The following is a 26,507-nucleotide window of genomic DNA, read 5'->3' on the forward strand; positions in this document are numbered from 1 at the left end:
GCCGTGAAAAGGCGGTGTCTTAACCCCTTGACCAACGGACCTTGAGCTTTTCAACTCTTTCTATTATACCTACTTTTTTACCTTTGTCAAGAACTTTTTTCAGTGAAGTTGATTTTTTCTTTTCTTCACTAACTTAACAACTGCTTCTGTCCGTGCAGTGTGGGGAAACATATCGACCGACTGGATATACTGGAGGTCATAGACTTTTACCAGCTTAACCAAATCTCGTGCCAAGGTTGAAACATTGCAGGATACATAGACCATTTTTTCTGGGACATAGGTCAGAATGGTTTCCAACAGCTTATCATCTAAACCTGTACGAGGAGGGTCAACTATCAATGCATCCGCTCGGTAGCCATCTTGATACCAGCGTGGAATAATCTCTTCTGCTGTCCCCGCTTCGTAATGGGTATTGTCAAATCCCATTTTTTTAGCATTTCGCTTGGCATCTTCAATGGCTTCTGGTATAATATCCATTCCTCTGAGACTCTTGACCTTCTTTGCGAAGGCAAATCCAATCGTACCAACACCACAATAAGCATCGATTAGATGGTCTTCTTTGCTGACATCCAGAGCCTTAATTGCTTCACTGTAGAGAATTTCTGTCTGCTCAGGATTAAGCTGATAAAAAGCACGGGGTGAGAGAGAAAACTCATAGTCCAGTACTCCTTCTTGAATACTCTCTTGGCCCCAGATAATTTCCGTCTTTTCACCATAGATTTCACTTGTTTTTGCTGTATTTGTATTGACTGCAACTGTGACGACTTCTGGAAAGTCCTTGACTAGGTCTTTGACTAGTTGATTCAAATTAAGCTGGCGATTCGTGACAACAATAATCTGAACTTGCCCCGTTTTTCTTGCTCTGCGTACCATGATGGTGCGAACACCGAGCGTTTTTCTCTCATCTGTAATTGGAATTTGGTGGTAAGTAAGAAGTTCAGCTAGGCGATTCGCAATCACTTGGGTTTCCTTATCTTGCACCAAACAGTCTTTCAACTCTACGAGATAATGTGAGTTTTGCGCATACAAACCTGCCTTGACCTGATTTTTAAATTTTCGAGTCTGGAATTGAAGCTTAGCACGATAGTACTTTGGTTCCTGCATTCCGATAGTTGGACGGATTTCATAGTTTTCATATCCTGCAGGGGCAAATTTTTTCAGGGCTTGATGGAGCAAATCCGTTTTGAACTCTAACTGTTTATCGTAGTGGAGGTGCATGATTTGGCAACCACCACATTCATTATAAATCGTACAAGCTGGTACGACTCGAAATTTAGACTTCTTATTAACCTTTAGTAATTTGGCTTCAACAAAGTTACGTTTAATAGAAGTAATCTGACAATAGATGTCTTCTCCTTTGAGGGCGCCTGGCACAAAAACGAGGGTTTTCTGGTAGAAACCGATTCCCTCACCATTGATGCCCATCCGCTTGATTTTTAAAGGTATTTTTTGTTTGACTTTCAGATTCATACCCCTATCTTATCACATTTTAGGGTATAATAGAACTATGAAAATCACAAAACTTGAAAAGAAAAAGCGCCTCTACTTGATGGAACTAGATGGACAGCAAACCTCTTATATCACGGAAGATACCATTGTCCGTTTTATGCTATCTCGAGATAGGGTCATTAGTAAAGAGGAACTTACCGAGATTCAGGACTTTGCTCAGTTTTCTTATGGTAAGAATCTCGCTCTCTACCATTTATCCTTCAAGGCCCGTACTGAAAAGGAAGTGCGAGAGTATCTGAAAAAGTATGATATTGATGAAAAAATAACTAGTCAAGTTATCGCTAACCTTAAAGAAGACAACTGGATTAATGATCGTCAGTATGCCTACTCTATCATCAACGCAAATCAACTTTCTGGTGATAAGGGACCTTATGTGCTGACTCAGAAACTATCTCAAAAAGGAGTGGCAAAATCAACCATCGAGGAGGTTTTAAAGGATTTTGATTTTTCAGAGGTTGCTCAACGTGTTGCAGAAAAACTGCTTCAAAAACACAATGGAAAACTTCCCGCTCGTGCCTTGCAGGATAAGATCATTCAAAACTTGACGAACAAAGGTTTCTCCTATTCTGATGCTAAAAACGCCTTTGATGACTTGGATAGTCAAGTTGATCAAGAAACAACTCAAGAACTCATTTTTAAAGAGCTAGACAAACAATATACTAAATACGCTCGCAAATATGAAGGTTACGAACTAAAGCAACGATTAACTCAAGTTTTAGCTCGAAAAGGCTATGATTTTTCGGATATAGCCAGCGCTCTCAGAGAATATCTTTAATATTTTCGTGTAAAATTCAAAAAAATTAGACCGATTTATGATATAATAGTAAACGATAAACTTATAAATTGTAGAAAGTTGGTTAGTTATGAAACTTCCAAAAGAAGGCGACTTTATTACAATTCAAAGTTATAAGCATGATGGGAGTCTTCACCGTACTTGGCGGGACACCATGGTACTAAAAACAACAGAGAACGCCATTATCGGCGTCAACGACCACACACTTGTTACCGAAAGTGACGGTCGTCGTTGGGTGACTCGAGAACCGGCTATTGTTTACTTTCACAAAAAATATTGGTTTAATATCATTGCTATGATTCGCGATAATGGGATTTCCTACTATTGCAATATGGCTAGCCCCTACTATCTAGATGAGGAAGCCCTGAAATACATTGATTATGATTTGGATGTCAAGGTCTTTACTGATGGTGAAAAACGTCTCTTGGACGTTGAAGAGTATGAGCGCCATAAACGCAAAATGAAGTATTCTGATGATTTAGACTATATTTTGAAAGAACATGTTAAAATCCTTGTTGATTGGATCAACAATGGACGCGGTCCTTTCTCAGAGGCTTATGTCAACATTTGGTACAAACGCTACATAGAACTAAAGAATCGGTAAAAGTTGTCAAGCCGGGGTGAGAGCCCTGGTTTTTTTATTTGAAAAACCCAGCTTTACAGCTGGGTTGATTTCTATATATCTAATTTAGTGACGGTAAACTTGATATGGGAATAGTCTTTTTCAACATCCTTATCCAACAAGAAAGCCGTGGCATCCTTCTTAACCTGAACAAGGTCTATATTCTGGGCTTGAGCTGCATAGACGCATCCACAATAACATTGACGGTAGATATCATATTCCTCACACATCTCCACCGAACGCTTGTAGCCTTGGTTTTTCTTGAAATCACTTGGGAGATAGTGAGTGGTATAAATCTTTTGCACATCAATTCCGATACTGTTGATGGTTTGAGAGTTCTTATGGGGACTGATGGTCAAAGCTGAACCAAAGTAGTCAAAGCCCAAGTCCATAGCTACCTGTGCTGTTTTATCCAAACGGTAATCAAAACAAACCTTGCAACGATCGCCACCTTCGGGTTCTTCTTCCAGTCCTCTGACTAACTTCCGGTATTCATTGGGTTCATAAGGCGCTTCTATATACTGGACCGTATTTCCTGTTCGCTCATTGAAATCATTAACAAATTTCTTGGTGACGTAAGCTCGCTTGTGGTATTCTGCCTTGGGATGGATATTGGAATTGGCAAAATAGATGGTCACATCCGCGTATTTGGTCAGGTATTCTAGGGTGTAGGTACTACAAGGAGCACAGCAAACATGCATGAGAATAGTGGGACGTTGCTCATTTTTCTCCCAAACTTGAACCATTTTTTGCATAACACGGTCATAATTAATCTTCTGATTGGGATTCATCTTGCTCAGAATTTCTTCTACATCAATCATGTTCTTCTCCTTTTTCTAGTCTTATTTTATCATATAAGTTAGGAGAGCTCAAATCAATTTTAGAAGAGAAAACCATAAAAGGAGGGAATGTTCTTCCCTCCTTTTGTGTTTTTTATAAGTTACTTTTACATCATGCCGCCCATCATGCTTGGATCCATGGCTGGAGCTGGGGCTGCTGGTTCCGGTTTATTGGCTACGACTGCTTCTGTTGTCAAGATCAAGCTGGCTACAGATGCTGCATTTTGAAGGGCTGAACGGCTCACTTTCACTGGGTCAATGATCCCCTCTTCAATCATGTTGACCCACTCGCCTGTTGCTGCGTTGAAGCCTGTACCAACTTCAGCATTTTTCAAACGATCGATAACGATAGAATCTTCGAATCCTGCATTGTGGGCAATTTGACGAACAGGTTCTTCCAAAGCACGGAGAACAATATTGCGTCCTGTTGCTTCATCTCCTGTCAATTCCAAATCAGCTACGGCTGGGATGACATTTACAAGAGCTGTTCCACCACCTGCAACGATTCCTTCTTCAACGGCTGCACGAGTAGCGTTGAGGGCATCTTCAATGCGGAGTTTCATTTCTTTCAACTCAGTTTCAGTTGCAGCTCCGACCTTGATGACTGCGACACCACCTGACAATTTTGCCAAGCGTTCTTGCAATTTTTCACGGTCAAATTCAGAAGTTGTAGTTTCGATTTGAGACTTGATAACCGCAACACGGTGAGAAATAGCTTCAGGATTTCCAGCACCTTCTACGATAACAGTGCTATCTTTGTCCACAGTTACTCTCGCTGCTTGACCAAGCGCCTCAATAGTCGCATCTTTCAACTCAAGACCAAGATCTTCTGTGATAACTGTTCCACCTGTCAAGATAGCGATATCTTCAAGCATCGCTTTACGGCGGTCACCAAAGCCAGGTGCTTTAACAGCTACGACATTGAAGGTTCCACGAATCTTGTTCAATACAAGAGTCGGAAGAGCTTCACCATCTACATCATCCGCAATAATCAAGAGCGGACGGTTGCTTTGGAGAATACTTTCTAGGAGTGGCAAGATTTCTTGGATATTTGAAATCTTCTTATCAGTAATCAAAATGTATGGATTTTCAAGATCCGCCACCATTTTTTCGCTATCTGTCACCATGTACTGTGAAAGGTAACCACGGTCAAACTGCATTCCTTCCACGACTTCAAGTTCTGTTTCCATACCACGTGACTCTTCAATAGTGATAACACCGTCTTTACCAACTTTTTCCATAGCTTCAGAAATGTATTCACCGACTTTTTCAGAACGAGAAGATACAGCAGCAACCTGAGCGATGGCTTCTTTATTGGCAACAGGGATGGCATTGTTTTTCAAGGCTTCTACAGCTGCGGCAACCGCTGCTTCAATCCCACGACGAATGCCGATTGGATTGGCACCTGCAGTGACGTTTTTGATTCCTTCGCGGACGATTGCTTGGGTCAAAACAGTTGCAGTTGTCGTTCCGTCACCTGCGATATCATTGGTTTTTGAGGCTACTTCTGATACCAATTTAGCACCCATATTTTCAAAATGGTCTTCCAACTCGATTTCTTTAGCAATAGTAACACCATCGTTGGTAATCAATGGTGAGCCAAATGATTTTTCAAGAACAACGTTGCGACCTTTTGGTCCTAAGGTTACTTTAACAGTGTCTGCTAGGATATCAACACCACGGACCATAGCTGAACGAGCATCAGATGAAAATTTAATTTCTTTTGACATAATTACTTTCTCCTTCTATTCTTCAATGATTGCCAAGATATTGGCTTCTCCAACGATGATGTACTTTTCATCGCCATCTTTGACATCAATACCTGCATGAGCTTCAACTAAGACACGGTCTCCAGGCTTAACGCTTGGAGCAACCAAGTCACCATTCAAGGCACGAACACCTTGTCCAGTAGCTACAACTTGAGCTGTTTTTGTTTTTTCTTGGGCTGAGCCCGCAAGGACAAAGCCACCAACAGTTTGTTCTTTTTCTTCGATTTTCAAGACCACACGGTCTCCTAATGGTTTCAACATCTGTTTTCCTCCATGATAAACTACATATTATTAGCACTCTTTATATCTGACTGCTAATTCATAGTTCTATTGTATCACTTGGTCAGAAATAGTCAAGAAAAAAGTCTGACTTTCTCAAGATAAAAAGCCTGAGATTGACTCAGGCTTTTCTATGCTTAAAATGGCAATTCCTCCTCTTCCAAAACCAAGTCTGCCAAATCCTGTCCTGCGTTATTTTCACGCATGGCACGTTGGGCACGGCTTTCTAAAAGTTGGAATCCTGTGGCAAGAACTTCAGTCACATAGTTCATCTGACCATTTTTCTCAAAGCGACGGGTACGAAGTTCTCCATCCACAGAGATAAGACTACCTTTAGTTGCGTAGCTTGCCAAAGTTTCAGCCAATTTTCCCCAAAGAACCAAATTGACAAAGTCAGCTTCACGTTCCCCATTTTGGTCTTTGTAACGACGATTCACAGCGATAGTTGCTCGCGCTACCGACTTGTCATTGTTGGTTTTGTGCAATTCTGGTGTAGACGTTAAACGTCCAATAAGAATAACTTTATTATACATATTTTCTTCCTCCTACTTATCTATTCGCAAGGAATCAAAAAAAGTTACAGAAATTTGTAACTTTTCGAAGAAATTTTTTATTTTTTATGAACCATGAAACCTGTCGCCTGTTGATTGGCCATAATAGTCATATCTGTAATCTGCACACGACGGGGTTGACTGGCCACATAGACAACAGTGTCTGCGATGTCTTGTGCCTGCAAGGCTTCGATCCCCTGATAAACCGTCGCAGCCCGCTCTTTGTCACCATGAAAACGTACTGTAGAAAAATCTGTTTCGACAATCCCCGGTTGAATGGTTGTCACCTTGATGTCCGTTGCGATCGTATCAATTCGCAGTCCATCTGAAAAAGTCTTAACTGCTGCCTTGGTGGCTGAATAAACTGCTGCACCCGCATAGGCATAAATTCCTGCGGTCGATCCCATATTGATAATATGACCCTGATTGGCTTTTACCATTGCTGGTAAGAAACAGCGAGTGACTGCCATCAAACCCTTGACATTGGTATCCAACATGATCAGCATATCCAACTCTTCATAGTCTTGATAGGGAGCCAAGCCAAGAGCTAGTCCAGCGTTATTGACCAAGATATCAATCTGCCCTATCGTTTCCAAAATATTGGAGCAGACAGTCTTGACCACAGCCATATCCGTCACATCCAGTGGAAAGATCCAGACAGTTTGATTTGGAAAAGTTTCTGTAAACTCTGACTTGAGAGCCTCTAATCTGTCTGTCCGTCGCCCTGTTAGAACGACATTCTCCCCCTGCTCCAGATAAGCACGCGCAATCGCTTCACCGATTCCTGAGGTCGCTCCTGTAATTACTACATTTTTCGCCATCTTATCCCCCTCTATCTGGTCTATCAAATACCGACAATTTCCTAGGACGTCCAGTGTTTGGCTGGGTCAAATGGAGTTCCGACAACTTGGTCTTCTGATAATTCAATAACCCCACGTTTTTGCGGAGCATTTGGCAAATGCAACTCACGAGGACTGCACATCATACCAAAACTCTTTTCACCGCGAAGTTCGCCTGGGAAAATGAGATTGCCTTTTGGCATCATCGCTCCAGGAAGAGCCACAATGGTTTTCAATCCAACACGCGCATTAGGTGCTCCTGCAACGATTTGCACTGTCTTGTCACTTGCGACTGCAACTTGGCAGATGTTAAGGTGATCGCTATCTTGGTGAGCTACCATCTCAACAATCTCACCGACGACAAACTTAGGTTCTTTGTCATTGACAATCTCTTCTGCAAAGCCTTCCGCCTGCAATTCTTGGTTCAAACGTTCTACTTGCTCATCTGTCAAAAACACTTGACCACGCTCTGCAATTTCAAATAAACTTGAAACTTCGAAAATATTCCAAGCTACTGTTTCTCCATTTTCTTTGAGGAAAACACGGGCTACCTTTCCTTTGCGCTCCACGTCCAACTTGGCATCTCCGCTATTTTTCACGATGATCATAAGGACATCGCCAACATGCTCTTTATTATATGTAAAAATCATTCTTTCCATTTTCTCCTATTTCAGTCCTGCTAAAAAGTCGTTAATTTGTTGCTTGCTTTTACGGTCGTGATTGACAAATCGGCCGATTTCCGTGTCCTTTTCTAGCACAACAAGGCTAGGAATCCCGTACACATCCCAGAGTTTGGCTAGATCCATGTACTGGTCACGGTCCACTCGAATAAAGGTGAACTCTGGATTGGTCTCCTCAATCTCTGGCAAGACAGGATAGATATAACGACAATCACCACACCAGTCCGCCACAAAAAGAAAGACCTTCTTGCCATCTTGCTCGACAAAACCTGCAAGCTCTTCTATACTATTGGGAGTAATCATAAGGCTTCCTCCTCATAGACCATGTCTTCATTTTCATAGACAAAGGTATAGTGACGACCATCCTCGAAAACGACTCCTCCGACAAGTCGCTCTAGGCTACTTTCGTAGACTTGAACATAGAGAGTCGCAATCTCACCCATATCTGAGAAAAGTTCGCGCACGATAGCGGTCAACTCTTCCTGAGTCTTCATGAGTTTGTGGTTATCTGCTGCTTTTTTAGCCCCCAAAGCAAGGGCACTTAGACCAGCCACAGTCAAGCCAGTCATCCATAATTTCTTAGCTTTCATACCATTCATTGTAACACAAAAAGGGCTCTAGGACAAATAGGGAAGCCGTATACGAACAAGGAAAATCTTATCCATTACCGTAGAAAGAAAACTTCTGATTCTTATCGCCAAGCGACTGAGTTATCAAGATTTCCTGAATGAATTTAAAAAACCTCTGAGATTGTTCTCAAAGGTTCTGATTTTGTTAATTACTGTTCTCAACTGCTGCAGTGACAAAGGCAGTGTAGAGTTCTTCTGGACGGTTCGGACGACTGGAAAGTTCAGGGTGATACTGACAAGCCACAAAGAATTTATTTTCAGGAATTTCCACAATTTCGACCAAACGATTGTCTGGAGAAACACCTGAGAAGACAAAACCTGCTGTCTCAAACTGTTCACGAAAGGCGTTGTTAAACTCATAACGGTGACGGTGACGGCGTTGCACCACTTCTTGATTGTGATAAGCAGCCGCTGCTTTAGAACCACGTTTCAACTTAGATGGATAAAGTCCCAAGCGAAGGGTTCCACCCATATCTTCAACATCAACCTGGTCACGCATGATATCAATGATAGGGTATTTTGTATCTGGTGCAAGTTCTGCAGAATTGGCACCTTCAAGCCCTAAAACGTGACGAGCAAACTCGATACAAGTCAGCTGCATTCCCAAGCAAACACCCAACATTGGAACATCATTCTCACGCGCATAGCGAATGGCTTGAATTTTTCCTTCCGTACCACGTTGGCCAAAACCGCCTGGTACGATGATTCCGTCCGCATCCGACAAGAGCTCCGCCACATTCTCTGCTGTCACATCATTGGCATTGATCCAATTAATCTTCACTTCTGCGTCGTTGGCATAGCCAGAGTGTTTCAAGGCTTCAACCACTGAGATGTAGGCATCTTGCAACTCCACATACTTACCGACAAGGGAAATCTTAACTTGTTTTTTCAGGTTCATGACCTTGTCCACCATGGCTGACCACTCTGTCATATCCGCTGCTGGTGCGTCTAGTTTCAAATGGTCACAGACAATTTGGTCCATGCCTTGTGCCTGCAAATTCAATGGAATTTGGTAAAGGTGTTCGACATCCAAAGACTCGATAACGGCTTCTGGAGCCACGTCACAGAACTGAGCTAGTTTGTTTTTAATTCCTTGACCAGCTGGTTTCTCGGTACGAATGACCAACATATTTGGCTGGATTCCCAAACCACGCAATTCTTTTACAGAATGTTGAGTTGGCTTGGTCTTCATCTCACCAGCAGCCTTCAGATAAGGAAGCAAGGTTGTATGGATGTACATGACATTATCCGCCCCCACATCTGCCTTCATCTGACGAAGAGCCTCTAGGAATGGCAAGGACTCGATATCCCCAACGGTTCCGCCGACCTCTGTGATAATGACATCCGAATCAGTCGTTACAGCAGCACGCTTGATTTTTTCTTTCAAAGCATCTGTGATATGAGGAATAACTTGAACGGTTGCCCCAAGGTACTCGCCACGGCGTTCCTTACGAAGAACTTCACTGTAGATTTTACCAGTTGTCACGTTGGAATATTTGTTTAAATTAATATCGATGAAACGTTCATAGTGCCCCAAGTCCAAATCGGTCTCAGCACCATCATCTGTCACAAAGACTTCCCCATGCTGGTAAGGACTCATGGTTCCCGGATCGATATTGATATAAGGGTCAAACTTCTGAATAGTTACTTTAAGACCACGATTTTTCAAGAGACGCCCCAGACTTGCTGCGACAATTCCTTTCCCAATAGACGACACCACACCACCAGTTACAAAAATATATTTCGTAGACATAGATTCCTCTTTCTAAAATGCTCAAGGCCTTGTTAACTACAAGGGGACATCGAAAACAAGACCCTTATGAATAACAACTCTTCAAGAAAACTTCCTGAAAAAACAAAAATAGCTCCCTAGTAACTAGGGAGCCCCGACCTCTAAAAGAGGTGCCCGAACAATATAATACCTTAAAGCAGAACATTTGTCAACTCGAATTGGTTAAACATGAAAAAAGGAGATTGTTTTCAGAAAACCAACTAAAGATCCGCATCCAAACGGATGACCTGCTTAACCACTCTGCTCAAGGAACAAAAAAGGAGATCAGGCGATCTCCTCTGTGAAGTCTTTTACTCTTCTTCACTTGTTTCAGCGTCATCGTCAGAAAACTCGTCGTCTTCTTCGTTGAGATCCACGTCTTCACCCAAGTCATCAGGGGCGATTTCGTTGATTTCTGCATCGTAAGCTTCCACTTCATTTTTCTCATCATCTGGATTTTCATCATCATATGAAAGAGCTGGGTCTGCTTCGTATGCATCTTCGTCTTCTGGATCATCCGCATTGTAGTCAATGGCATCTGAATCACCATCCATAAAGGCATTGACACGTTTTTTCTTAGCTTTTGGAGCTACTTCATCGTCGTCACTTTCTTCAAGAGCGATGATTTCTTCGTCAATTTCGTCTACACCATACCATGAACGAAGCCCCCATTTGTTGTCTCCAAGAGAGATGAAGCTACCGTCAAAGTTCAACTCTGTGTAGAACAAAGGCAAAGCTTCGCGGATATCGCTGTTTGATGTTCCAAGGTAGTTTTGAATTTCGTTTACAAGATCGCTAAAATGCATCTCATGATCGCGACCACGAAGTTCCAAGATAGCACGCGCTACCTCAATCATAGATAGTTCACTTTTTTCTTGCCCAGCAAATACTTCTAATTCCAAAGCGTTTCTCCTCATTTTTACTACTATCGCCAGAGCGAACAGACTCTGACCTCATTCTATCATGTACTCTTTATTGTACGATAATTTTGCGGAATAGTCAAAGGTTAAATGGGAGAAAGTGACAGGACTTTTTATTTCTTTGCTACCCAGTCGATGGTATCGCTTGGTGGAGTTTTAAGAACAAATTGACTGAGTTTTTTATGTGGTAAGACGATTTCTAAAATATTGATTTTTTCCAGTATAAGGATGAATAAATCTTTTACTTATAATTTTCATTCAAGAAGATATAACCAAATCAAATATTGAACTATTTCTTTAGATAATCTATGGACAAAACGAAATGAAAAAATCACAGATTGCTGCTTTTCTTCTAGTGATGGATATACCTCGTTTATTTCCTTCTCCCGTTTTCATCAAAGTTTTTCTTCAATGCAATCTCTGTTGAAATCATCGCGCCAACTAAAGGGGTTGTCTGAATCATCGTGATAATAAAGCCAACAGTACTCATTGTCTCCGTTCCCTTTTCAAAAACAATGGCCATGGCAATCACGGAGAGAGGTGCTGAAAGTAGTCCGCAAAGATACCATACTTTCCCCAAATATTGATTCGCAAACTTCCATGTTTCTTCATTCCTCATGGACCTTTTTGTTCGGTATCCGAAAAAATAATTGATTTCTTTCGGTGTTCTCCTGAAAAATAGCCAGCCAAATAAAAGCATAGTTAACGGAATAAGTAAAACTACAATTAGCATGAATATCCTAAATCCCATTTAAATTCCCTCCATTACTTTTACCTCTAAATGATAGATTCCGATCATGTCAGCAATCTGCTTGTCTTTTTGAACGATTTGATCCACTAGTTGAGTACGTTCACGCTCAAAATCATCGCGCAATTGCTCAATTTGACTTTGTAGCATTTTTTTACACGTGCGCTAGAACGTGCTACATCATCTATAATACATCTATCTAAAACATACTGAGTCAGACTTTTGTTCTGTTTTTTAGATATTTCTACAAGTCTTTCTTTCTGTTCTTTTGATACACGCATACTAATTTGCACGCTCATATTCTCACCTCTTTTTTGTCGATTATATACGTTGTACATAACGTTATGTATAACTATTATAGCACTTTCTATACATTTTCTGTACAGATATTTTGTTAAAATCGATTCTAAACTCTCATTTCCTTATCAATTACTGTAGAAAACAAAATTAAAGTGGTCGGTAAGGTAAATATACCACCCCGATTTTTAATTCTTCAAAACATAATAAAACAATTATAAAATGCAGCTAAAAATTGAAGCCCTATTTTTTACGATTTAATAATCTAACTAGGCTATTAACCTAGTTAAAAACAAAGCAATAAAAAAGACGGATAAACCGTCCTTTTTATTGTTCTCTCGGATCGTCTAATTTTGCAAGCATTCTTTGGACAAGTTAATCGATATTCTTCATTCATACTTAATATTAAGTTTTGAATTTTTTCAGCTCTTCTTTTTTGTTTTATTTCTTCTTCACTCTCAGCTTCTGTAATTTTGTTTTGGACGAAAGTTCCAATTATTCCTCTATCCAAATAATTAAAACAGATTTCTGAATACAACATACTGTTATAGAAATCATTATATTTTCTCCCATCAGACTCATAAGATAACTTTTTAAATTCTGGAAGAGAAAACTCTCTCTCTCCTTTCTCGTATAGCTTGAATAGCTTATTTAATTTAAAACGTAAAAAATCTTCATTTTGATCTTGCAATTCTTTCTCATCTTTGGAATTTAATTCATTCTTCAATTCATAGAGAATAGAAATAAGAAAATCCCGATTAAAATAAACATATACCCTCCGAGATAAGTTTTCTCTCTTCAAATTATACCAAAAAAACACGGTTCATCACCGTGTTTCTGTGTTTATTTCACCAACTTCTTCATCTCATCAATACGCGCTACGGTCGCGTCGTACTTAGCTTGGTAGTCGGCTTGTTTGTCGCGTTCTTTTTGGACGACTTCTGGTTTGGCATTGGCTACGAAGCGTTCGTTAGAGAGCTTCTTGCCGACCATGTCCAGTTCTTTTTGCCATTTAGCTAGTTCCTTGTCGAGACGAGCCAGTTCTTCTTCGACATTGAGGAGGTCTGCGAGTGGCAAGTAGATTTCTGCTCCTGTGATGACGCTTGACATTGCGAGTTCAGGTGCAGGGATGGTTGATGCGATCTCCAAGTGTTCTGGATTTGTGAAGCGTTTGATGTAGTTGACATTGCTGTTAAAGAAGGCTTCCAAGTCGCTATCGCTTGTCTTAACAAGGATTGTGATAGGCTTGCTTGGTGCTACGTTTACTTCTGCACGCGCATTACGAACAGCACGGATCAAGTCTTTGAGGCTTTCCACACCTGTGTGAGCCACAAGGTCTTCAAAGGCTGGGTTAACAGTTGGGTATTCTGCTGTAACGATAGAGCCTTCTGAGATTTGTCCAAAGATTTCCTCTGTCACGAATGGCATGATTGGGTGAAGGAGACGAAGGATCTTGTCCAAAGTATAAAGGAGAACAGAACGTGTGATGACTTTCTCTTCTTCGTTATCGCTATAAAGAACTTCCTTGGTCAACTCAACGTACCAGTCCGCAAACTCGTCCCAGATGAAGTTATATAGGATATGCCCAGCCACACCAAATTCAAACTTATCAAAGTTTTCAGTGACTTTTCCGATAGTTTCATTGAGGTTGTGGAGAATCCAGCGGTCTGTGACATTTCCAGCCTCCTTGTTGACAACTTTTTCCACATTGGCAGTTGCTTGCTCGAGGGTCAAGCCTTCATTGTTCATGAGGATGTAGCGAGAGATGTTCCAGATTTTGTTAATGAAGTTCCAAGAAGCATCCATTTTCTCGTAAGAGAAGCGCACGTCTTGTCCTGGCGCAGAACCGTTTGAAAGGAACCAACGCAGGCTATCTGTTCCATACTTATCAATAACATCCATTGGATCAATCCCGTTACCAAGAGACTTGGACATCTTGCGACCTTGCTCGTCACGAATGAGACCGTGAATCAATGCATTTTTGAATGGCGACTTGCCAGTAAATTCCAAACCTTGGAAAATCATCCGAGATACCCAGAATGGGATAATATCATAACCAGTCACCAAGGTTGATGTTGGATAATAACGCTTGAAGTCTTCTGAGTCGACATCAGGCCAGCCCATGGTTGAGAATGGCCAAAGGGCAGAACTGAACCACGTATCCAATACGTCCTCATCCTGAGTCCAACCGTCACCTTCTGGAGCTTCTTCGCCGACGTACATTTCACCCTCAGCATTGTACCAGGCAGGGATTTGGTGACCCCACCAGAGCTGACGAGAGATTACCCAGTCGTGGACATTTTCCATCCATTGGAGGAAGGTATCGTTGAAACGAGGTGGGTAGAATTCTACCTTGTCCTCTGTGTCTTGGTTGGCAATGGCATTTTTCGCCAATTGGTCCATCTTAACGAACCATTGCGTAGACAAGCGTGGCTCAACTACAACGCCTGTACGTTCTGAGTGACCAACACTGTGGACACGTTTTTCGATTTTGACGAGGGCACCGATTTCTTCCAACTTGGCAACGACTGCCTTACGAGCTTCAAAACGGTCCATGCCTGCAAATTCGAAGGCCAAGTCATTCATGGTTCCGTCGTCGTTCATAACGTTGACTTGTGGCAAGTTGTGACGTTGACCAACCAAGAAGTCGTTTGGATCGTGGGCAGGTGTGATTTTCACGACACCAGTACCAAACTCTGGATCAGCGTGCTCATCTCCAACGATTGGAATGAGTTTGTTAGCGATAGGAAGGATAACATTTTTACCAATCAAGTCCTTGTAGCGTGGGTCTTCTGGATTAACCGCAACCGCAACGTCCCCAAACATAGTCTCAGGACGAGTGGTCGCAACTTCAAGGGCGCGTGAACCATCTTCTAGCATGTAGTTCATGTGGTAGAAGGCGCCTTCGACATCCTTATGGATCACCTCGATATCAGAAAGGGCTGTACGAGCTGCTGGGTCCCAGTTGATGATAAATTCACCACGGTAGATCCAGCCTTTCTTGTAAAGGTCCACAAAGACCTTTCGAACCGCTTTTGACAAACCTTCGTCAAGCGTGAAACGCTCGCGAGAGTAGTCAACAGAGAGCCCCATCTTGCCCCATTGTTCCTTGATAGTAGTAGCATATTCGTCTTTCCATTCCCAGACTTTCTCGAGGAATTTCTCACGACCAAGGTCATAGCGGGAAACGCCTTCACCACGCAAGCGCTCCTCAACCTTAGCTTGAGTGGCAATCCCCGCGTGGTCCATACCTGGCAGCCAAAGCGTGTCGAAGCCTTGCATGCGTTTTTGACGGATGATGATATCCTGAAGAGTCGTATCCCAAGCATGACCAAGGTGGAGTTTCCCAGTTACGTTTGGTGGTGGAATAACGATAGAATAAGGCTTAGCCTTTTTATCGCCAGAAGGCTTGAAAACATCTTCGTCAAGCCATTTTTGGTAACGACCAGCCTCAACCTCGGCTGGATTGTATTTAGGTGAAAGTTCTTTAGACATGTGTTTGTCCTTTCTCGTTAATTTCTAAGCTACTTTGATAAGCATCTAAAATGTCAATAGTATCTCTTATAATAGGGCTCTGTGTGGCTTTGTAAAGAGATTTATTCCCAATAATATAAAACTCTTCTTTAGCTCTAGTCGCTGCAACGTTTAAAATATTGGGTTCAGAGACAGCCCAGCGAGCAGCCCCCTCACTCATATTATCTGCTCCAAGCACAAAATATACAATCTTATTTTCTTTTCCTTGGAAAGTATGTACCGTCCCTACATTTATAGGTTTTCCATTCTCCCGCTTTGTGAAACCGATTTTATCTAGTTCTTTTGCTAGTTGAACCGATACATTTTTAAAAGGAGTAATGACATAAATATCATCAAATTCCTCATGTCTTTTCTGCAACTCTTCTTTCAAATAATCAGCTTGCTCAGGAACAAATTTATCCTTAGCACCTCCACCAACGTCAAACCATTCTCCCAGACCTCGAGCTTCTTCCTTTCCTTGAACCATTAAATTATCATAAGAAATTTTATTGGAAATACTGAACATCGGATCACTAGAGCGACGATGAACCCAGAGAGGAAGTCCTATCCATGTCCCATCTTGTTTTTTAAAACCATATCTACTAGCAGAATCCATCAATTCTTGCGTTGATGATACAAGATATTTAGAGGCTATTTTGTGGTGCTGTGCTAAAAATCCTAAAATATTTTTATCCATAGTCTGTACTGGTTGTATTTGAGAAGGATCCCCAACAGCCATAATATGCTTACTTCTAAAAATAGCCCCCACACTTGCTTGAGGTAATGCCTGACCAGCTTCATCAATAAATACATTACCGATACTATTTTCAGGCAAACACCGAAACATGGAATTAAAGCTTGCAAAAGTTGTACCAATAACTGGAATCGTGAAATTAATCCAATCCCACGCAGCTTTGTATAAATCACTAGCATTATCTCTCATTGAATAGTTTTGAGGCTTCTCCCAAATCCATAATGCTTTTTCAAAATGCTTTTTATTGTCATATATAAATTGCTTCCTAACTGCCAGTGCTTTAATAAACAAACGACTCTGCTCTTCTCGATAGTCATCATCAAACCAAAAATTTGATACTTGTAGTTTTTCATATGGAACAGAAAAATTCAACTTTTTAACAGGGTATGTAGCAAGTTCCGATTGTAATTTCAAAATTTTTTCCTGATGACGAATTAATTTATCTTCTTGTTTAGATTTCCATTCATCATACCTCTGTTGCCTTTGACTCAATTGATTTAATTCAAGTTCATGCATTTTTATCTCTTTTTGCAAACCGTAGCAATATTGACTTTCATCATGTACTTTCTTCAGTTCTGCTTTTAGACTTTCATTCGCTTGATTCAATCTCGTAAAATAAGTATCTAATTTCGATGGTGTGAAAAGTCTTTTTAACCATAAGAAACGTGGAGCTTGTAATTTTATCAACTCAACATCTTGTGCTGCTATCTGTTTGTTAACATTTAACATAGAAATCAGACGCTCATGCTCAAACAGCTCAGATTCTATTTCCTTTTTACTATTTTCTAATTGAATATGTTTATCCCGTATTTTAGATAGTTCTGAACGTCTTTGGGCATCATCCTGATGAAACTCTATCTCAACCTGCTGGTAAGCATTTTTCAATTTTACATGCAATCGAATCTTATCTGCTATATCTTGCATCTTTTCTCTTTTATCAAATAGCTTCTGATATTGAATTTTAAACTCTTCGTATACTGATGGATTCGATTGAAATTTATCCGAATTCAACTCTTGTCGTATTGCTTTTAAAACATTTTGCAGACGGCCTCTATTCTGTTTTTTTCCACCTTCTATAGAAAACAATCCCCAATATTTTTTGTCGTTAGAAACATCTTCATCTTCTAACAATAAATCATTACTGATTTCAGCAAAATAATCAATTTTCTTTAATTCATCTAACCAATTTAATTTCTGATAAATTTCTTTTCTTTGGGGTAATTCATTAACAATATTTTTAACAGCACCATTATTAGAACTTGCAACTACGATTCCTTTTTCTGCAATTTCTTTTGGTAATTTTGCAATAAGATCTAGTTTGTCATGACAAACTAGATTCCCTTTAAGCTTAGGAGCCGATAATTCACTAATAATTCTCGCCTGTTCCGTTACCAGATCTGCAAAAATATCTTTTAAAAGTGTCGTTTTACCAGTCCCCGGAGGACCATTTACACTTCTCACATCTTCATCCGCATTCGAAGCTAAATTTACAGCTACTTGTTGCATCATGGAAAGAGCATATTCAGGGTTACTAGGAAATCTTCCTAATGGATAATTTTTCGGTTCAAGTATAGTTTCTAAATCTTTGGGATTAAAATAGGATGATTCTTTATTGCCGTCCAGATTAACCCTTACAGAATCGAATCCTGATAAATAACGATTGAGATTTTCATTATAAATTGATTTTGCATATTTCAAATCCTTTAGAAAAAATGAATGTAAATTTATTTCGTCAGCAAAATTCTTAACAAAATAATATCTGCAATCACTTGGTGAAATCTCATACTTTTTGAGAAGTTTACTAAAAACTTCATTGAACTCTTCATCAAGAAACGCCTGACTTAACTGTTCTCGAAGCTCATTTTCTGCTATTAAGAAATCTTTAGGCAATTCCCCATTTTTGAAAATTTGCCCACTCATGGTTAAAAAAAACTTATCAGCTAAGAACTTCAAATCTTTATCAAAGTATAGAGCAAAAGTAAATTTATAAGAAGCTCTTCCCAATTCTTCCTCCGTCGCCTTTAAATTGTATTTGCCTCTTAACACTTCAATAATTTTTCGAAAAGGGAAAATTCCACAATAAACAGCAATCCCTGAACTGGATTTTAATTTTTGACGTTTAAAAAAATCTTTTAATATTGATTGATAATCATCACCTTGAAAAATCTTATACTTAGAATCACTTTTTTCAATATTCCCTTCTGATAATTGTTCTACTGTAATCCAAGCATCTAATATTTGATTATGACTACTTCTCATCATGTCTCCCTTAAAGCATATAAAAACAAGAATATATCTTACTCATTAAAAACTCTCCCACTCACTCTTAAGCAAGCCATATATCAGACTGTCACAGCGATTGCCTTGAGCATCTTTGCGGTCTCGGATACGAGCTTCGAGGGTAAAGCCAAGTTTCTCTGCAACTCGTTGACTTTGAAGGTTATACCCAAAGCAAGTCAGTTCAATCTTGTGTAGGTTCAATTCTTTAAAAGCTAGGTCAATCAAAGCACACGCTGCTTCTGGAACATAACCTAGACCCCAATAGTCTGGATGTAAGATATAGCCAATCTCCAAGACATCATCCTCGTGACGACGAGGGAAATCAACAGAGCCGATGATAGTATCGGTCCCTTTAACCACTATGCCGTAACCCGCTGGGAGATTGTTCTTTTCATTACGCTCGGGCAGAATATGCTCCAGATAATAAATCTCATCTTCCAAGGTCTTGACGGGCGGAAAGCCTGCTGGATAGGAGACTTCTGGCCGACTGGCATAGTCAAAGATATCCTCAGCGTCAGCAACGGTGCGGACTCGCAAGACTAGCCGTTCGGTTTCTAAACGTTCTGGTAACTCTGCTCTTGTCATCCTTCTACCTCGCTTTCTACAAAAAAATCGCCCCTGCCATATCCATGACAGGGACGAATGTGTTTATCCGCGGTACCACCCAATTTCGGGCAGAGCCCGCAACTCTTGTCTTCTTGTTTCTCTTTTATAACGTCGTCAGCTCGTTTTAGCGTACTTAAGTACAGCCTGCAACTCGCTGCCTAGTCCTAAAAGGAAACAAAAAAACATTTTTATTTCATTTTCAGTCATTAGCAACTAGTTTTGACACATTTGTGGACTTCTCAGCACCGCCACTTTCTGTAAAATGTGGGACTCAAAACACCTCTAATGGCTTTATTTTAACAAGTTTTTGACGGAAATGCAAGAGGCAAGAAAAATTACTTGAACTTGATGCCGTTTTCTTTTAATTTCTTGATGGTAGCTGGACCGATTCCTTTTAAGGCAAGGAGTTCTTTTTCAGTCCAGTTTTTAAAATCAGAAGCTGACTTGATGCCTTCATCGTAGAAAGTCTTGACGCGGTCGACTGAAAGTCCACCTAGGTTGGCTGCGAATTCTTCTACAGAGCTTGTAACCTTTTGAGCTTGCTCTTTAGTTGCTTCTACTGCTTGTTCCACTTTTTTAGAGACAACTTTTCCTGCTTCGCTAGCAGATTTTTCTGCATGTTTCACAACTTTTTTTGTTTCTTCTACAACCTTGGTCACTGTACTTGAAAATGCACCTGAACGACGAAGGCTGTTTCGTAATTGTTTTTTCCGTTGGAGTTTCTTTGACATGATAAAATCCTTTCAATAAAAAATCCCTGTTCTGACAAGGATTTAATAAAGATATTCTATCAAGATTTTGGGAAAAAATCAAGAAAGGAAACGAGATTGCTCTTAAAAATCTAGCCGTTTTTTCTTTCAATCTAATTTGACGATGATTCAACTTTTTGATAAAATATGCAGTAATGTACAAGATTGATTCACGTAAAAAGCTAATAAGGGGAACAAGATGAATAACGAAAGTTACTTCGATGGTGGCCTTTTGAGTTACGTTGGATATGCTATCCTAGCCATGCTTATCATAGTTTTTACTATTGGAATCGCTACGCCTTGGGCAGTTTGTACGATGCAAAACTGGAAGGTTAAGCACACTGTCATCGATGGACGTCGCCTCTATTTTGACGGAACAGGTTCTCAATTATTTGGGAACTGGCTCAAGTGGTTCTTACTCACCATCATCACTTTGGGCATCTATTCATTCTAGTTGCATATCAAAATGGAACAATGGATCACCAAACACACACATCACGTATAAACAGAAAAAGTGCGTCCATACGCACTTTTTAATTTACAACGATTAATAGTTTCTCTCGCCAAACAATCCTTCTGGCAAATCATGGAATCCCTTGCCCGCCTTGAAATTTTCAAACTTACCAAGCAAGAACTGATAAGCATCCAAGCGGCTTTCGTAGCGAATCATGGCATCTTTGGCACGTTCGTCTTGATCTTCCTCGTAGACTTTTTGACTTTCCTTGTGCGCCATGTCGTTGATCATGATCTGGGTATTGACCCAGGCTTCAAATTCCTTCATAAATTCCTGTTCGTAACTCATTGATTCTCCTTATTCTAATCCACGGAAGTAGTCCGTATCAATCTCACGGTAGGGCTGGATATCCTGAACATACTCCAACACGCCTTGGAATTCCCCATTTTCATCGTGTACTGCGGCATAGGTGATGTGGACAAACTTGCCTCGCGAATCTGACTTGAACCACATTTCATACTTGTCCTTTTTACCTTCACGAAGACCTTTCATAACAGCCTTCACCTTTTCTAGGTACTTAGGCGGATGGCAGAGTTCAACATTGCGCCCGACTTGGGACGGCGTCCGTTTGAAAATCATCTCATCAGCTGGCGCATTGTCATTGTAATACTGGAAAATATCGTCTTTATTGACAAAGGTAATCTCCATGGGGAGGTGATTGAGGATGAGGTTGGCCTGCTCAACAGAGAGATAGCCATTGCCAAATACCTGTTGACTATGGCGGTCCAGCACTGCTTCCTTTTCCTTAGGGGTAAAGGTAATAGTAAACTGACCTTCGGGTGTATCTAGTTGCACGGGCTCTTCTGCACTCTTTTCCTCAACGAAGCTCTGACGTTCTGGCACCCATTTCTCGGACGGACGAATGATGGCATAGCCATAGACATCGCTCTCCTCCGCAATCTGAATCCAGTCATCCTGGGTGAAAGACTCAAGGAGAATCATGAGGAGGATGGACTCTTCCTTGAAAATCATACTTTCAAACTCTGTCGCAAAAGCTTCGAAAGTTTCCTTTACACTGCTAATCGACACTTCTGGTAGTGACTTGGCTGTCGCTAGAGCTGTCTGAAAGAGTTCCCTGATCTGATCATCCACTCCCCACATGACTTTAGGGGGTGAATCGTGACCATAACGCTCCATGATGGGGAAAAAGAGCTCTTCCTTGCGCTGGTAGTGGACATCAAATTGCCCCAAAAGTCCCATTTGACGAACCAAACCCTTGCGCATCTCTGCCAGCATTTCCTCGTCTTCCATAGACTCATAGGTATCTAACAACCTCCGAATGCGAATCAAAGCTGCACGGAGAGCCAGATTTTCATCCTTGAAGACCCGAACTGGGTGGCCAGGGTGTTCAGTATCCTCTACTTCGACGCCCTTAACAGCATTTTTAAAAAGATTTGCATGGACATCGCAGAGTTCCATGACATCTTCAAAGGTGACACCTGAGTCTGAGTTCATCAGCTCGTGCTCCATGAGGGAAATCTCGATGGCTGAAACACCTGTAAAGGTCGCATCAAAACGCTCCTGAACCGACTCAGGAGAGGCGCCATTGTGCAATTCTAATAAAATATCCCGTAGGATATGAATCCGTTCATCTGCCATTAGTCCAATCCAATCACTTCATAGCCATTCGCTTCCAACGTGCGGACAATCTTGTCCATAGGAGTTCCTTCGAGCTTAGAACCCTGCTTAAGCGATACCTTGTGACCGACTGTGTTGCGCATCAAGGGATTAGCAAGAGGTTTAAACCCCAGCTCCACTAAGATTTCCAAGACTTCTGGATGCTTGTCCACCACTTCTGCAACGGGAATTGACACATCTATGATATTGTCCATGACGACCTCCGTGTATGTTCTAATACTCTTCAAAAATCAAATTCAAACCACGTCAGCGCCACCTTACCGTACTCAAGTACAGCCTGCGGCTAGCTTCCTAGTTTGCTCTTTGATTTTCAATGAGTATAAAATGATTTTACTGCTTATATTATACCATATGGGAAGAGATTAAAAAACTAGCAGTGGAATTCCTGCTAGTTTCTTTCATTTCAAGTTATTCTTTATCCTCTGGTTTTGCGAGCCACTGGGCGACATCCATCAGTTTGTCAGCAAGCAGTACTTTCCCGAATCCTACTAGAGCATTGTCGTCTTTTTTCATGTTCTTCAGAACTTTGACGCTTTGCATCACGAAAAAGTAATTCCCGTAAGTCTTGGCTAGAATTTTAATGAACCCCATATTACCTTCCCTCGTCTAACTGCAGTTTCTAGCTGATTGCTATACCAGACTAGCTAGTTATTGATAAGAAATCATTTCATCTCACTCTTTCCAATTTCTATACTATCATACAAGCTGAGTTTTATAAAGCTTTTTAACAATTTTTTACTCTAGAAAGATTCCCCAGTATTTTTTATTGCCATTTCTCCACCAAAAAAGAGGGTGTCCCCTCTTTTTTAGTTCTTATCCAGATTGCGTAGCATCTCGTCAATCTTGTTTCCATATTCTATGGACTCGTCTTTGACGAAGGTTAAATCTGGGATTTTGTACAATTTCAAATTGCGACCAAGTTCACGTTTGATGGTACCAGTTGCTTTTTCAAGCCCGATTTGAGCTTTTTGATTATCTGAAGCAAGGTTACTCAAAATGGTGTAGTAAACCTTGGCAACAGACAAGTCACCCAGCATCTGAACATCTGTAATGGTCACACCTTGGACACGCGGATCACGGACTTTCTTTTGCAAAATCTCATTGACTTCGCGCTTGATTTCCATGCCCACACGATCCGTACGGAAATGATTTGCCATGATATTCCTTTCTCTACTTTGAACCAAAAGCTAGGCCAGCAGACCTAGCTATTTTTAAATTTATTGATTTTCAGCTCAAATTGAAACGAAGTTCAATTTGAACTCATCCGCTTCTTTCGCTGTGGTGAAAGTGATGGGACTGATAAATTAGTCCCATCACAGGGGATTTTTGAGACACTAGGCTCAAAAATAAGCAATGAAACCATCGGTTTGCTTGCGTCCCTCACCACCTAAGAAAGGAGCAAAAATCTTAACGTTTAATTTCTTCCATGACGTATGCCTCAATCACATCATCAGTCTTGATATCATTGTAGCCATCAATCATCAATCCACCTTCACGACCGTTTGTAACCTCTTTGACGTCGTCTTTGTAGTGTTTCAGGCTTGCGAGTTCGCCATCATAGATTACGACACCGTCACGGATAACACGGACTTTAGAGTCACGGGTAACTTTACCACTCGTAACCATGAATCCACCGATGGTTCCCACTTTAGATACCTTGAAGGTTTCACGGATAACTGCCTCACCGATAACTTTTTCTTCGAATTCTGGATCAAGCATCCCTTTCATGGCTTCTTCCATCTCTTCGATAACCTTGTAGATAATGCTGTGGAGACGGATTTCTACATCATCTTCTTCTGCTTGTTGACGAGCTTGTGGTGTAGGGCGCACGTTGAAACCGATGATAAAGGCATTTGAAGCTTCTGCAAGAGTCACATCAGATTCGTTGATGGCACCGACCGCTGAGTGAACGATGGTGACTTTTACTCCCTCCACATCAATTTTTTGAAGTGAGGCAGAAAGGGCTTCAACTGAACCTTGTACATCGGCCTTGATGATAACATTAACTGATTTGAGTTCACCAGCTTTAAGCGTATCAAAAAGGTTTTCAAGGCTGACACGTTGGGTTACTTGACGTTGCTTCATAAGAGCACGTTTCGCACGTTCTTCACCTGCTGCACGCGCAGATTTTTCATCTTCGTAAACAGCAAAGTGGTCACCCGCCATTGGTGCTTCGTTCAAACCTGTGATAGATACTGGTGTTGATGGTCCAGCAACCTTAACACGACGACCAAGGTCATTGGTCATGGCACGGACACGACCGAAGGTATTTCCGACAACGATTGGATCTTGGACATTCAAGGTACCTTGTTGAACAAGAAGGGTTGCGACCGCACCTTTTCCTTTATCCAAGCGAGCTTCGATAACGGTACCGATCGCACGCACTGTTGGGTCGGCCTTGAGTTCTTGGATTTCAGCTACAAGAAGGACTGTTTCCAAGAGTTCATCGATATTTTGGTTGAATTTAGCTGAGATTTCTACAAACTCAGAATCTCCACCCCAGGCAGTTGACATAACACCGTGTTCAGCCAATTCACCGATAACGCGTTCTGGGTTGGCACCTGGTTTATCAATCTTATTGATGGCCACGATAATTGGAACGTTGGCCGCTTTTGAGTGGTTGATGGCTTCAATAGTCTGAGGCATAACCCCGTCGTCGGCTGCTACAACCAAGATGGTAATATCGGTAACAGAAGCACCACGCGCACGCATAGATGTAAAGGCCGCGTGTCCTGGTGTATCAAGGAAGGTAATCTTCTTGCCATTTTCCACGATTTGGTAGGCACCGATATGCTGAGTGATACCACCCGCTTCACCTGTCGCAACACGAGAATTACGAAGGGTATCCAAAAGGGTTGTCTTACCATGGTCAACGTGTCCCATAATGGTGACAACTGGTGGACGCTCAACTAATTCATCTTCATTGAGGTAACCATCTTCGACAAAGAAACGTTCGATGTCGGCATTGTCCACTTCAACCTTTTGTTTGGCTTCGATACCGTAATCTACCATAAGGAGTTCAATGGTTTCTCCATCCAAGGATTGGTTTTGTGTGGCCATAATCCCCATCATAAAGAGTTTCTTAACGATTTCAGCTGGTTCACGTTTGATACGTTTTGCGATTTCCGCAACAGTCATACCATCTGTATATTCGAATTCTGTTGGTAATTCATGGAACTTGCGCTCTGTAACAGGTTTTGGAGTCTGGTTACGATTGTTCTTGCTATTGCCTTTTTTGTTCTTCTTATTGTTATTCCAGTTACTATTTCTTTGATTTCTCACTTGATTCTGACTACTTCGATTCTTTTGTTGTTTTCTAGGACCATCTTCTTCGTGATCATAATCATCACGTTCTTTGTCTGGTCGAGCTTGTTTTTTACGACGTGTATCCACTGGTGCTTCTTTCGCTACAGGAGCTACTGTTACGACTGGCTGCGTTTGTTCAGCTAGCTTAGCAGCTTCTTCAAAGATTTCCTCTGGCTCCTTGCGTTTATTAGCTTGAGCCAAGGCTTCTTTGGCAGCTTGCGATTGTTTGAAGCGCTCCTCGCTTGAGCGTGCGTACTCTGCATTTTGCTCTGCTTTTAGGGCTGCTGCACGGGCTTTAAAGTCAACACGTGGTCCAGCTTGTTTTGGCTGGAAGTCTTGTTGCTGACGGCGATTATTGCCACGGTTTCCCTGACCTTGTGGTTTTTTCCCTTGGTCGTTAAATCGGCGATTGTCGCGGTTTCCTTGACCATGTTTTCCACCATTACGGCCGTCATTTTTCTGACGGTTACCGTTTTGTTGTTGGTCACGGTTGTTGCCCTTGTTTTGTTTGCGTCGCTCTGCCTGCTCTTTGGCACGCGCCTCACGCTCCGCCTTGAAGTTTCGACTCTGTGGTCTTGCGGCCACTACTTTTTCTTCCTTAGGAGCTGCAGGTGTAGCTGATTTGCTTTCTTCCTTAGCGGCTACTGGTTTAGCTGATACAGACTTTTCTGCTTTCTTTTCTACACTTGCTTTTGGTGCTGCAGGTTTTGCTTCTGCCTTAGGAGCAGGTGCAGGTTTAAAGCTAGCTGCGATTTGCTCAGCAGCAGCAGCTTCCACACTCGATGAGTGGCTTTTCACATCCAAGCCCAACTCTTTTGCACGCGCTACAACTTCTTTACTTTCTTTTCCAAGTTCTTTTGCGATTTCGTACAATCTTTTCTTAGACAAATCATGTCCTCCT

General features: G+C 41.3%; 27 protein-coding genes. 3 read left to right on the top strand and 24 right to left on the bottom strand.

The features are described 5' to 3' along the window. Positions 1 to 99 precede the first annotated feature (99 nt). Entirely contained in the window at positions 100 to 1,470 is a 1,371-nt protein-coding gene (gene rlmD, locus ATE37_RS09830; RefSeq protein WP_084868883.1) for a 23S rRNA (uracil(1939)-C(5))-methyltransferase RlmD, read from the bottom strand. Between the two features lie 37 nt (positions 1,471 to 1,507). On the opposite strand from rlmD, the gene recX reads away from it, so the two are divergent. Both recX and ntdP read left to right on the top strand, forming a co-directional pair. Further along, a complete protein-coding gene (recX, locus tag ATE37_RS09835; protein ID WP_084868884.1) occupies positions 1,508 to 2,284 on the top strand; it encodes a recombination regulator RecX in 777 nt (258 codons plus the stop codon). An 88-nt stretch (positions 2,285 to 2,372) separates the two neighbouring features. Further along, on the top strand, positions 2,373 to 2,906 hold the full coding sequence (ntdP, locus tag ATE37_RS09840; protein WP_000775318.1) for a nucleoside tri-diphosphate phosphatase: 534 nt from the start codon (positions 2,373 to 2,375) through the stop codon (positions 2,904 to 2,906). A gap of 71 nt (positions 2,907 to 2,977) precedes the next feature. Here ntdP and ATE37_RS09845 read toward each other — a convergent pair whose 3' ends face one another. The 17 genes from ATE37_RS09845 to ATE37_RS09920 form a co-directional block, all read right to left on the bottom strand. After that, a complete protein-coding gene (locus tag ATE37_RS09845) occupies positions 2,978 to 3,745 on the bottom strand; it encodes an epoxyqueuosine reductase QueH (RefSeq protein ID WP_000567565.1) in 768 nt (255 codons plus the stop codon). Positions 3,746 to 3,870: 125 nt separating this feature from the next. Continuing rightward, entirely contained in the window at positions 3,871 to 5,493 is a 1,623-nt protein-coding gene (gene groL, locus ATE37_RS09850) for a chaperonin GroEL (protein ID WP_084868885.1), read from the bottom strand. Between the two features lie 15 nt (positions 5,494 to 5,508). Then, positions 5,509 to 5,793, bottom strand: coding sequence for a co-chaperone GroES (gene groES / locus ATE37_RS09855; protein WP_084868886.1), 285 nt, complete (start codon positions 5,791 to 5,793; stop codon positions 5,509 to 5,511). Between the two features lie 155 nt (positions 5,794 to 5,948). Then, positions 5,949 to 6,344 carry a single-stranded DNA-binding protein gene (locus tag ATE37_RS09860; protein ID WP_000282436.1) on the bottom strand — a complete coding sequence of 132 codons (396 nt, stop codon included), beginning with the start codon at positions 6,342 to 6,344 and terminating at the stop codon, positions 5,949 to 5,951. Between the two features lie 77 nt (positions 6,345 to 6,421). Further along, positions 6,422 to 7,183 (bottom strand): SDR family NAD(P)-dependent oxidoreductase, encoded by a 762-nt coding sequence (locus tag ATE37_RS09865; protein ID WP_084868887.1) that lies wholly within the window; start codon positions 7,181 to 7,183, stop codon positions 6,422 to 6,424. A 41-nt stretch (positions 7,184 to 7,224) separates the two neighbouring features. After that, the gene (gene ytpR, locus ATE37_RS09870) at positions 7,225 to 7,851 is read right to left on the bottom strand and encodes a YtpR family tRNA-binding protein (RefSeq protein ID WP_084868888.1); all 627 of its coding nucleotides are present in this window, start codon (positions 7,849 to 7,851) and stop codon (positions 7,225 to 7,227) included. Between the two features lie 15 nt (positions 7,852 to 7,866). Further along, the gene (locus ATE37_RS09875; RefSeq protein WP_084868889.1) at positions 7,867 to 8,184 is read right to left on the bottom strand and encodes a thioredoxin family protein; all 318 of its coding nucleotides are present in this window, start codon (positions 8,182 to 8,184) and stop codon (positions 7,867 to 7,869) included. Beyond that, complete coding sequence (locus ATE37_RS09880; RefSeq protein WP_084868890.1) at positions 8,181 to 8,480, bottom strand: DUF4651 domain-containing protein; 300 nt, start codon at positions 8,478 to 8,480, stop codon at positions 8,181 to 8,183. Before ATE37_RS09880 ends, ATE37_RS09875 begins: the two co-directional genes overlap by 4 nt. 175 nt (positions 8,481 to 8,655) lie before the next feature. Continuing rightward, positions 8,656 to 10,263 (bottom strand): CTP synthase, encoded by a 1,608-nt coding sequence (pyrG, locus tag ATE37_RS09885; protein ID WP_084868891.1) that lies wholly within the window; start codon positions 10,261 to 10,263, stop codon positions 8,656 to 8,658. A gap of 329 nt (positions 10,264 to 10,592) precedes the next feature. Then, positions 10,593 to 11,183, bottom strand: coding sequence for a DNA-directed RNA polymerase subunit delta (rpoE, locus tag ATE37_RS09890; RefSeq protein WP_000418415.1), 591 nt, complete (start codon positions 11,181 to 11,183; stop codon positions 10,593 to 10,595). A 391-nt stretch (positions 11,184 to 11,574) separates the two neighbouring features. Then, entirely contained in the window at positions 11,575 to 11,952 is a 378-nt protein-coding gene (locus ATE37_RS09895; protein ID WP_084868892.1) for an SdpI family protein, read from the bottom strand. Next, positions 11,953 to 12,099 (bottom strand): hypothetical protein, encoded by a 147-nt coding sequence (locus tag ATE37_RS10790; protein ID WP_180382795.1) that lies wholly within the window; start codon positions 12,097 to 12,099, stop codon positions 11,953 to 11,955. It abuts the gene before it with no gap. 433 nt (positions 12,100 to 12,532) lie between these two features. Then, positions 12,533 to 12,937 carry a hypothetical protein gene (locus tag ATE37_RS09900; RefSeq protein WP_180382796.1) on the bottom strand — a complete coding sequence of 135 codons (405 nt, stop codon included), beginning with the start codon at positions 12,935 to 12,937 and terminating at the stop codon, positions 12,533 to 12,535. Positions 12,938 to 13,089: 152 nt separating this feature from the next. Next, positions 13,090 to 15,741 carry a valine--tRNA ligase gene (locus ATE37_RS09905; protein WP_084868894.1) on the bottom strand — a complete coding sequence of 884 codons (2,652 nt, stop codon included), beginning with the start codon at positions 15,739 to 15,741 and terminating at the stop codon, positions 13,090 to 13,092. After that, a complete protein-coding gene (locus ATE37_RS09910) occupies positions 15,734 to 18,772 on the bottom strand; it encodes a DEAD/DEAH box helicase (RefSeq protein WP_084868895.1) in 3,039 nt (1,012 codons plus the stop codon). Before ATE37_RS09910 ends, ATE37_RS09905 begins: the two co-directional genes overlap by 8 nt. Before the next feature lie 45 nt (positions 18,773 to 18,817). Beyond that, positions 18,818 to 19,378, bottom strand: coding sequence for a GNAT family N-acetyltransferase (locus ATE37_RS09915; RefSeq protein WP_084868896.1), 561 nt, complete (start codon positions 19,376 to 19,378; stop codon positions 18,818 to 18,820). A gap of 356 nt (positions 19,379 to 19,734) precedes the next feature. Further along, positions 19,735 to 20,130, bottom strand: coding sequence for a helix-hairpin-helix domain-containing protein (locus ATE37_RS09920; RefSeq protein WP_084868897.1), 396 nt, complete (start codon positions 20,128 to 20,130; stop codon positions 19,735 to 19,737). A gap of 217 nt (positions 20,131 to 20,347) precedes the next feature. Here ATE37_RS09920 and ATE37_RS09925 point away from each other — a divergent pair, with 217 nt between their 5' ends. Then, positions 20,348 to 20,602, top strand: a complete 255-nt coding sequence (locus ATE37_RS09925; RefSeq protein ID WP_084868898.1) for a YjgN family protein — start codon at positions 20,348 to 20,350, stop codon at positions 20,600 to 20,602. A gap of 93 nt (positions 20,603 to 20,695) precedes the next feature. Here the strand turns inward: ATE37_RS09925 and ATE37_RS09930 are convergent, their stop codons facing one another. The 6 genes from ATE37_RS09930 to infB all read right to left on the bottom strand — a co-directional run bounded on the left by ATE37_RS09930 (position 20,696) and on the right by infB (position 26,494). After that, positions 20,696 to 20,950 carry a DUF1912 family protein gene (locus ATE37_RS09930; protein WP_000119707.1) on the bottom strand — a complete coding sequence of 85 codons (255 nt, stop codon included), beginning with the start codon at positions 20,948 to 20,950 and terminating at the stop codon, positions 20,696 to 20,698. A gap of 9 nt (positions 20,951 to 20,959) precedes the next feature. Continuing rightward, positions 20,960 to 22,261: a DUF438 domain-containing protein gene (locus tag ATE37_RS09935; protein WP_084868899.1), complete on the bottom strand. Its 1,302-nt coding sequence runs from the start codon at positions 22,259 to 22,261 to the stop codon at positions 20,960 to 20,962. Then, positions 22,261 to 22,494, bottom strand: coding sequence for a DUF1858 domain-containing protein (locus tag ATE37_RS09940; RefSeq protein WP_084868900.1), 234 nt, complete (start codon positions 22,492 to 22,494; stop codon positions 22,261 to 22,263). The genes ATE37_RS09935 and ATE37_RS09940 overlap by 1 nt, the downstream gene beginning before the upstream one ends. A gap of 214 nt (positions 22,495 to 22,708) precedes the next feature. Next, positions 22,709 to 22,891, bottom strand: a complete 183-nt coding sequence (locus ATE37_RS09945; RefSeq protein WP_000505782.1) for a hypothetical protein — start codon at positions 22,889 to 22,891, stop codon at positions 22,709 to 22,711. Positions 22,892 to 23,106: 215 nt separating this feature from the next. Continuing rightward, positions 23,107 to 23,457 (bottom strand): 30S ribosome-binding factor RbfA, encoded by a 351-nt coding sequence (rbfA, locus tag ATE37_RS09950; protein WP_001273601.1) that lies wholly within the window; start codon positions 23,455 to 23,457, stop codon positions 23,107 to 23,109. Positions 23,458 to 23,707: 250 nt separating this feature from the next. Continuing rightward, complete coding sequence (gene infB, locus ATE37_RS09955; RefSeq protein ID WP_084868901.1) at positions 23,708 to 26,494, bottom strand: translation initiation factor IF-2; 2,787 nt, start codon at positions 26,492 to 26,494, stop codon at positions 23,708 to 23,710. Positions 26,495 to 26,507: the final 13 nt, after the last annotated feature.

This window comes from Streptococcus oralis subsp. tigurinus (genome assembly GCF_002093575.1).
Lineage (GTDB): Bacteria > Bacillota > Bacilli > Lactobacillales > Streptococcaceae > Streptococcus > Streptococcus oralis_CH.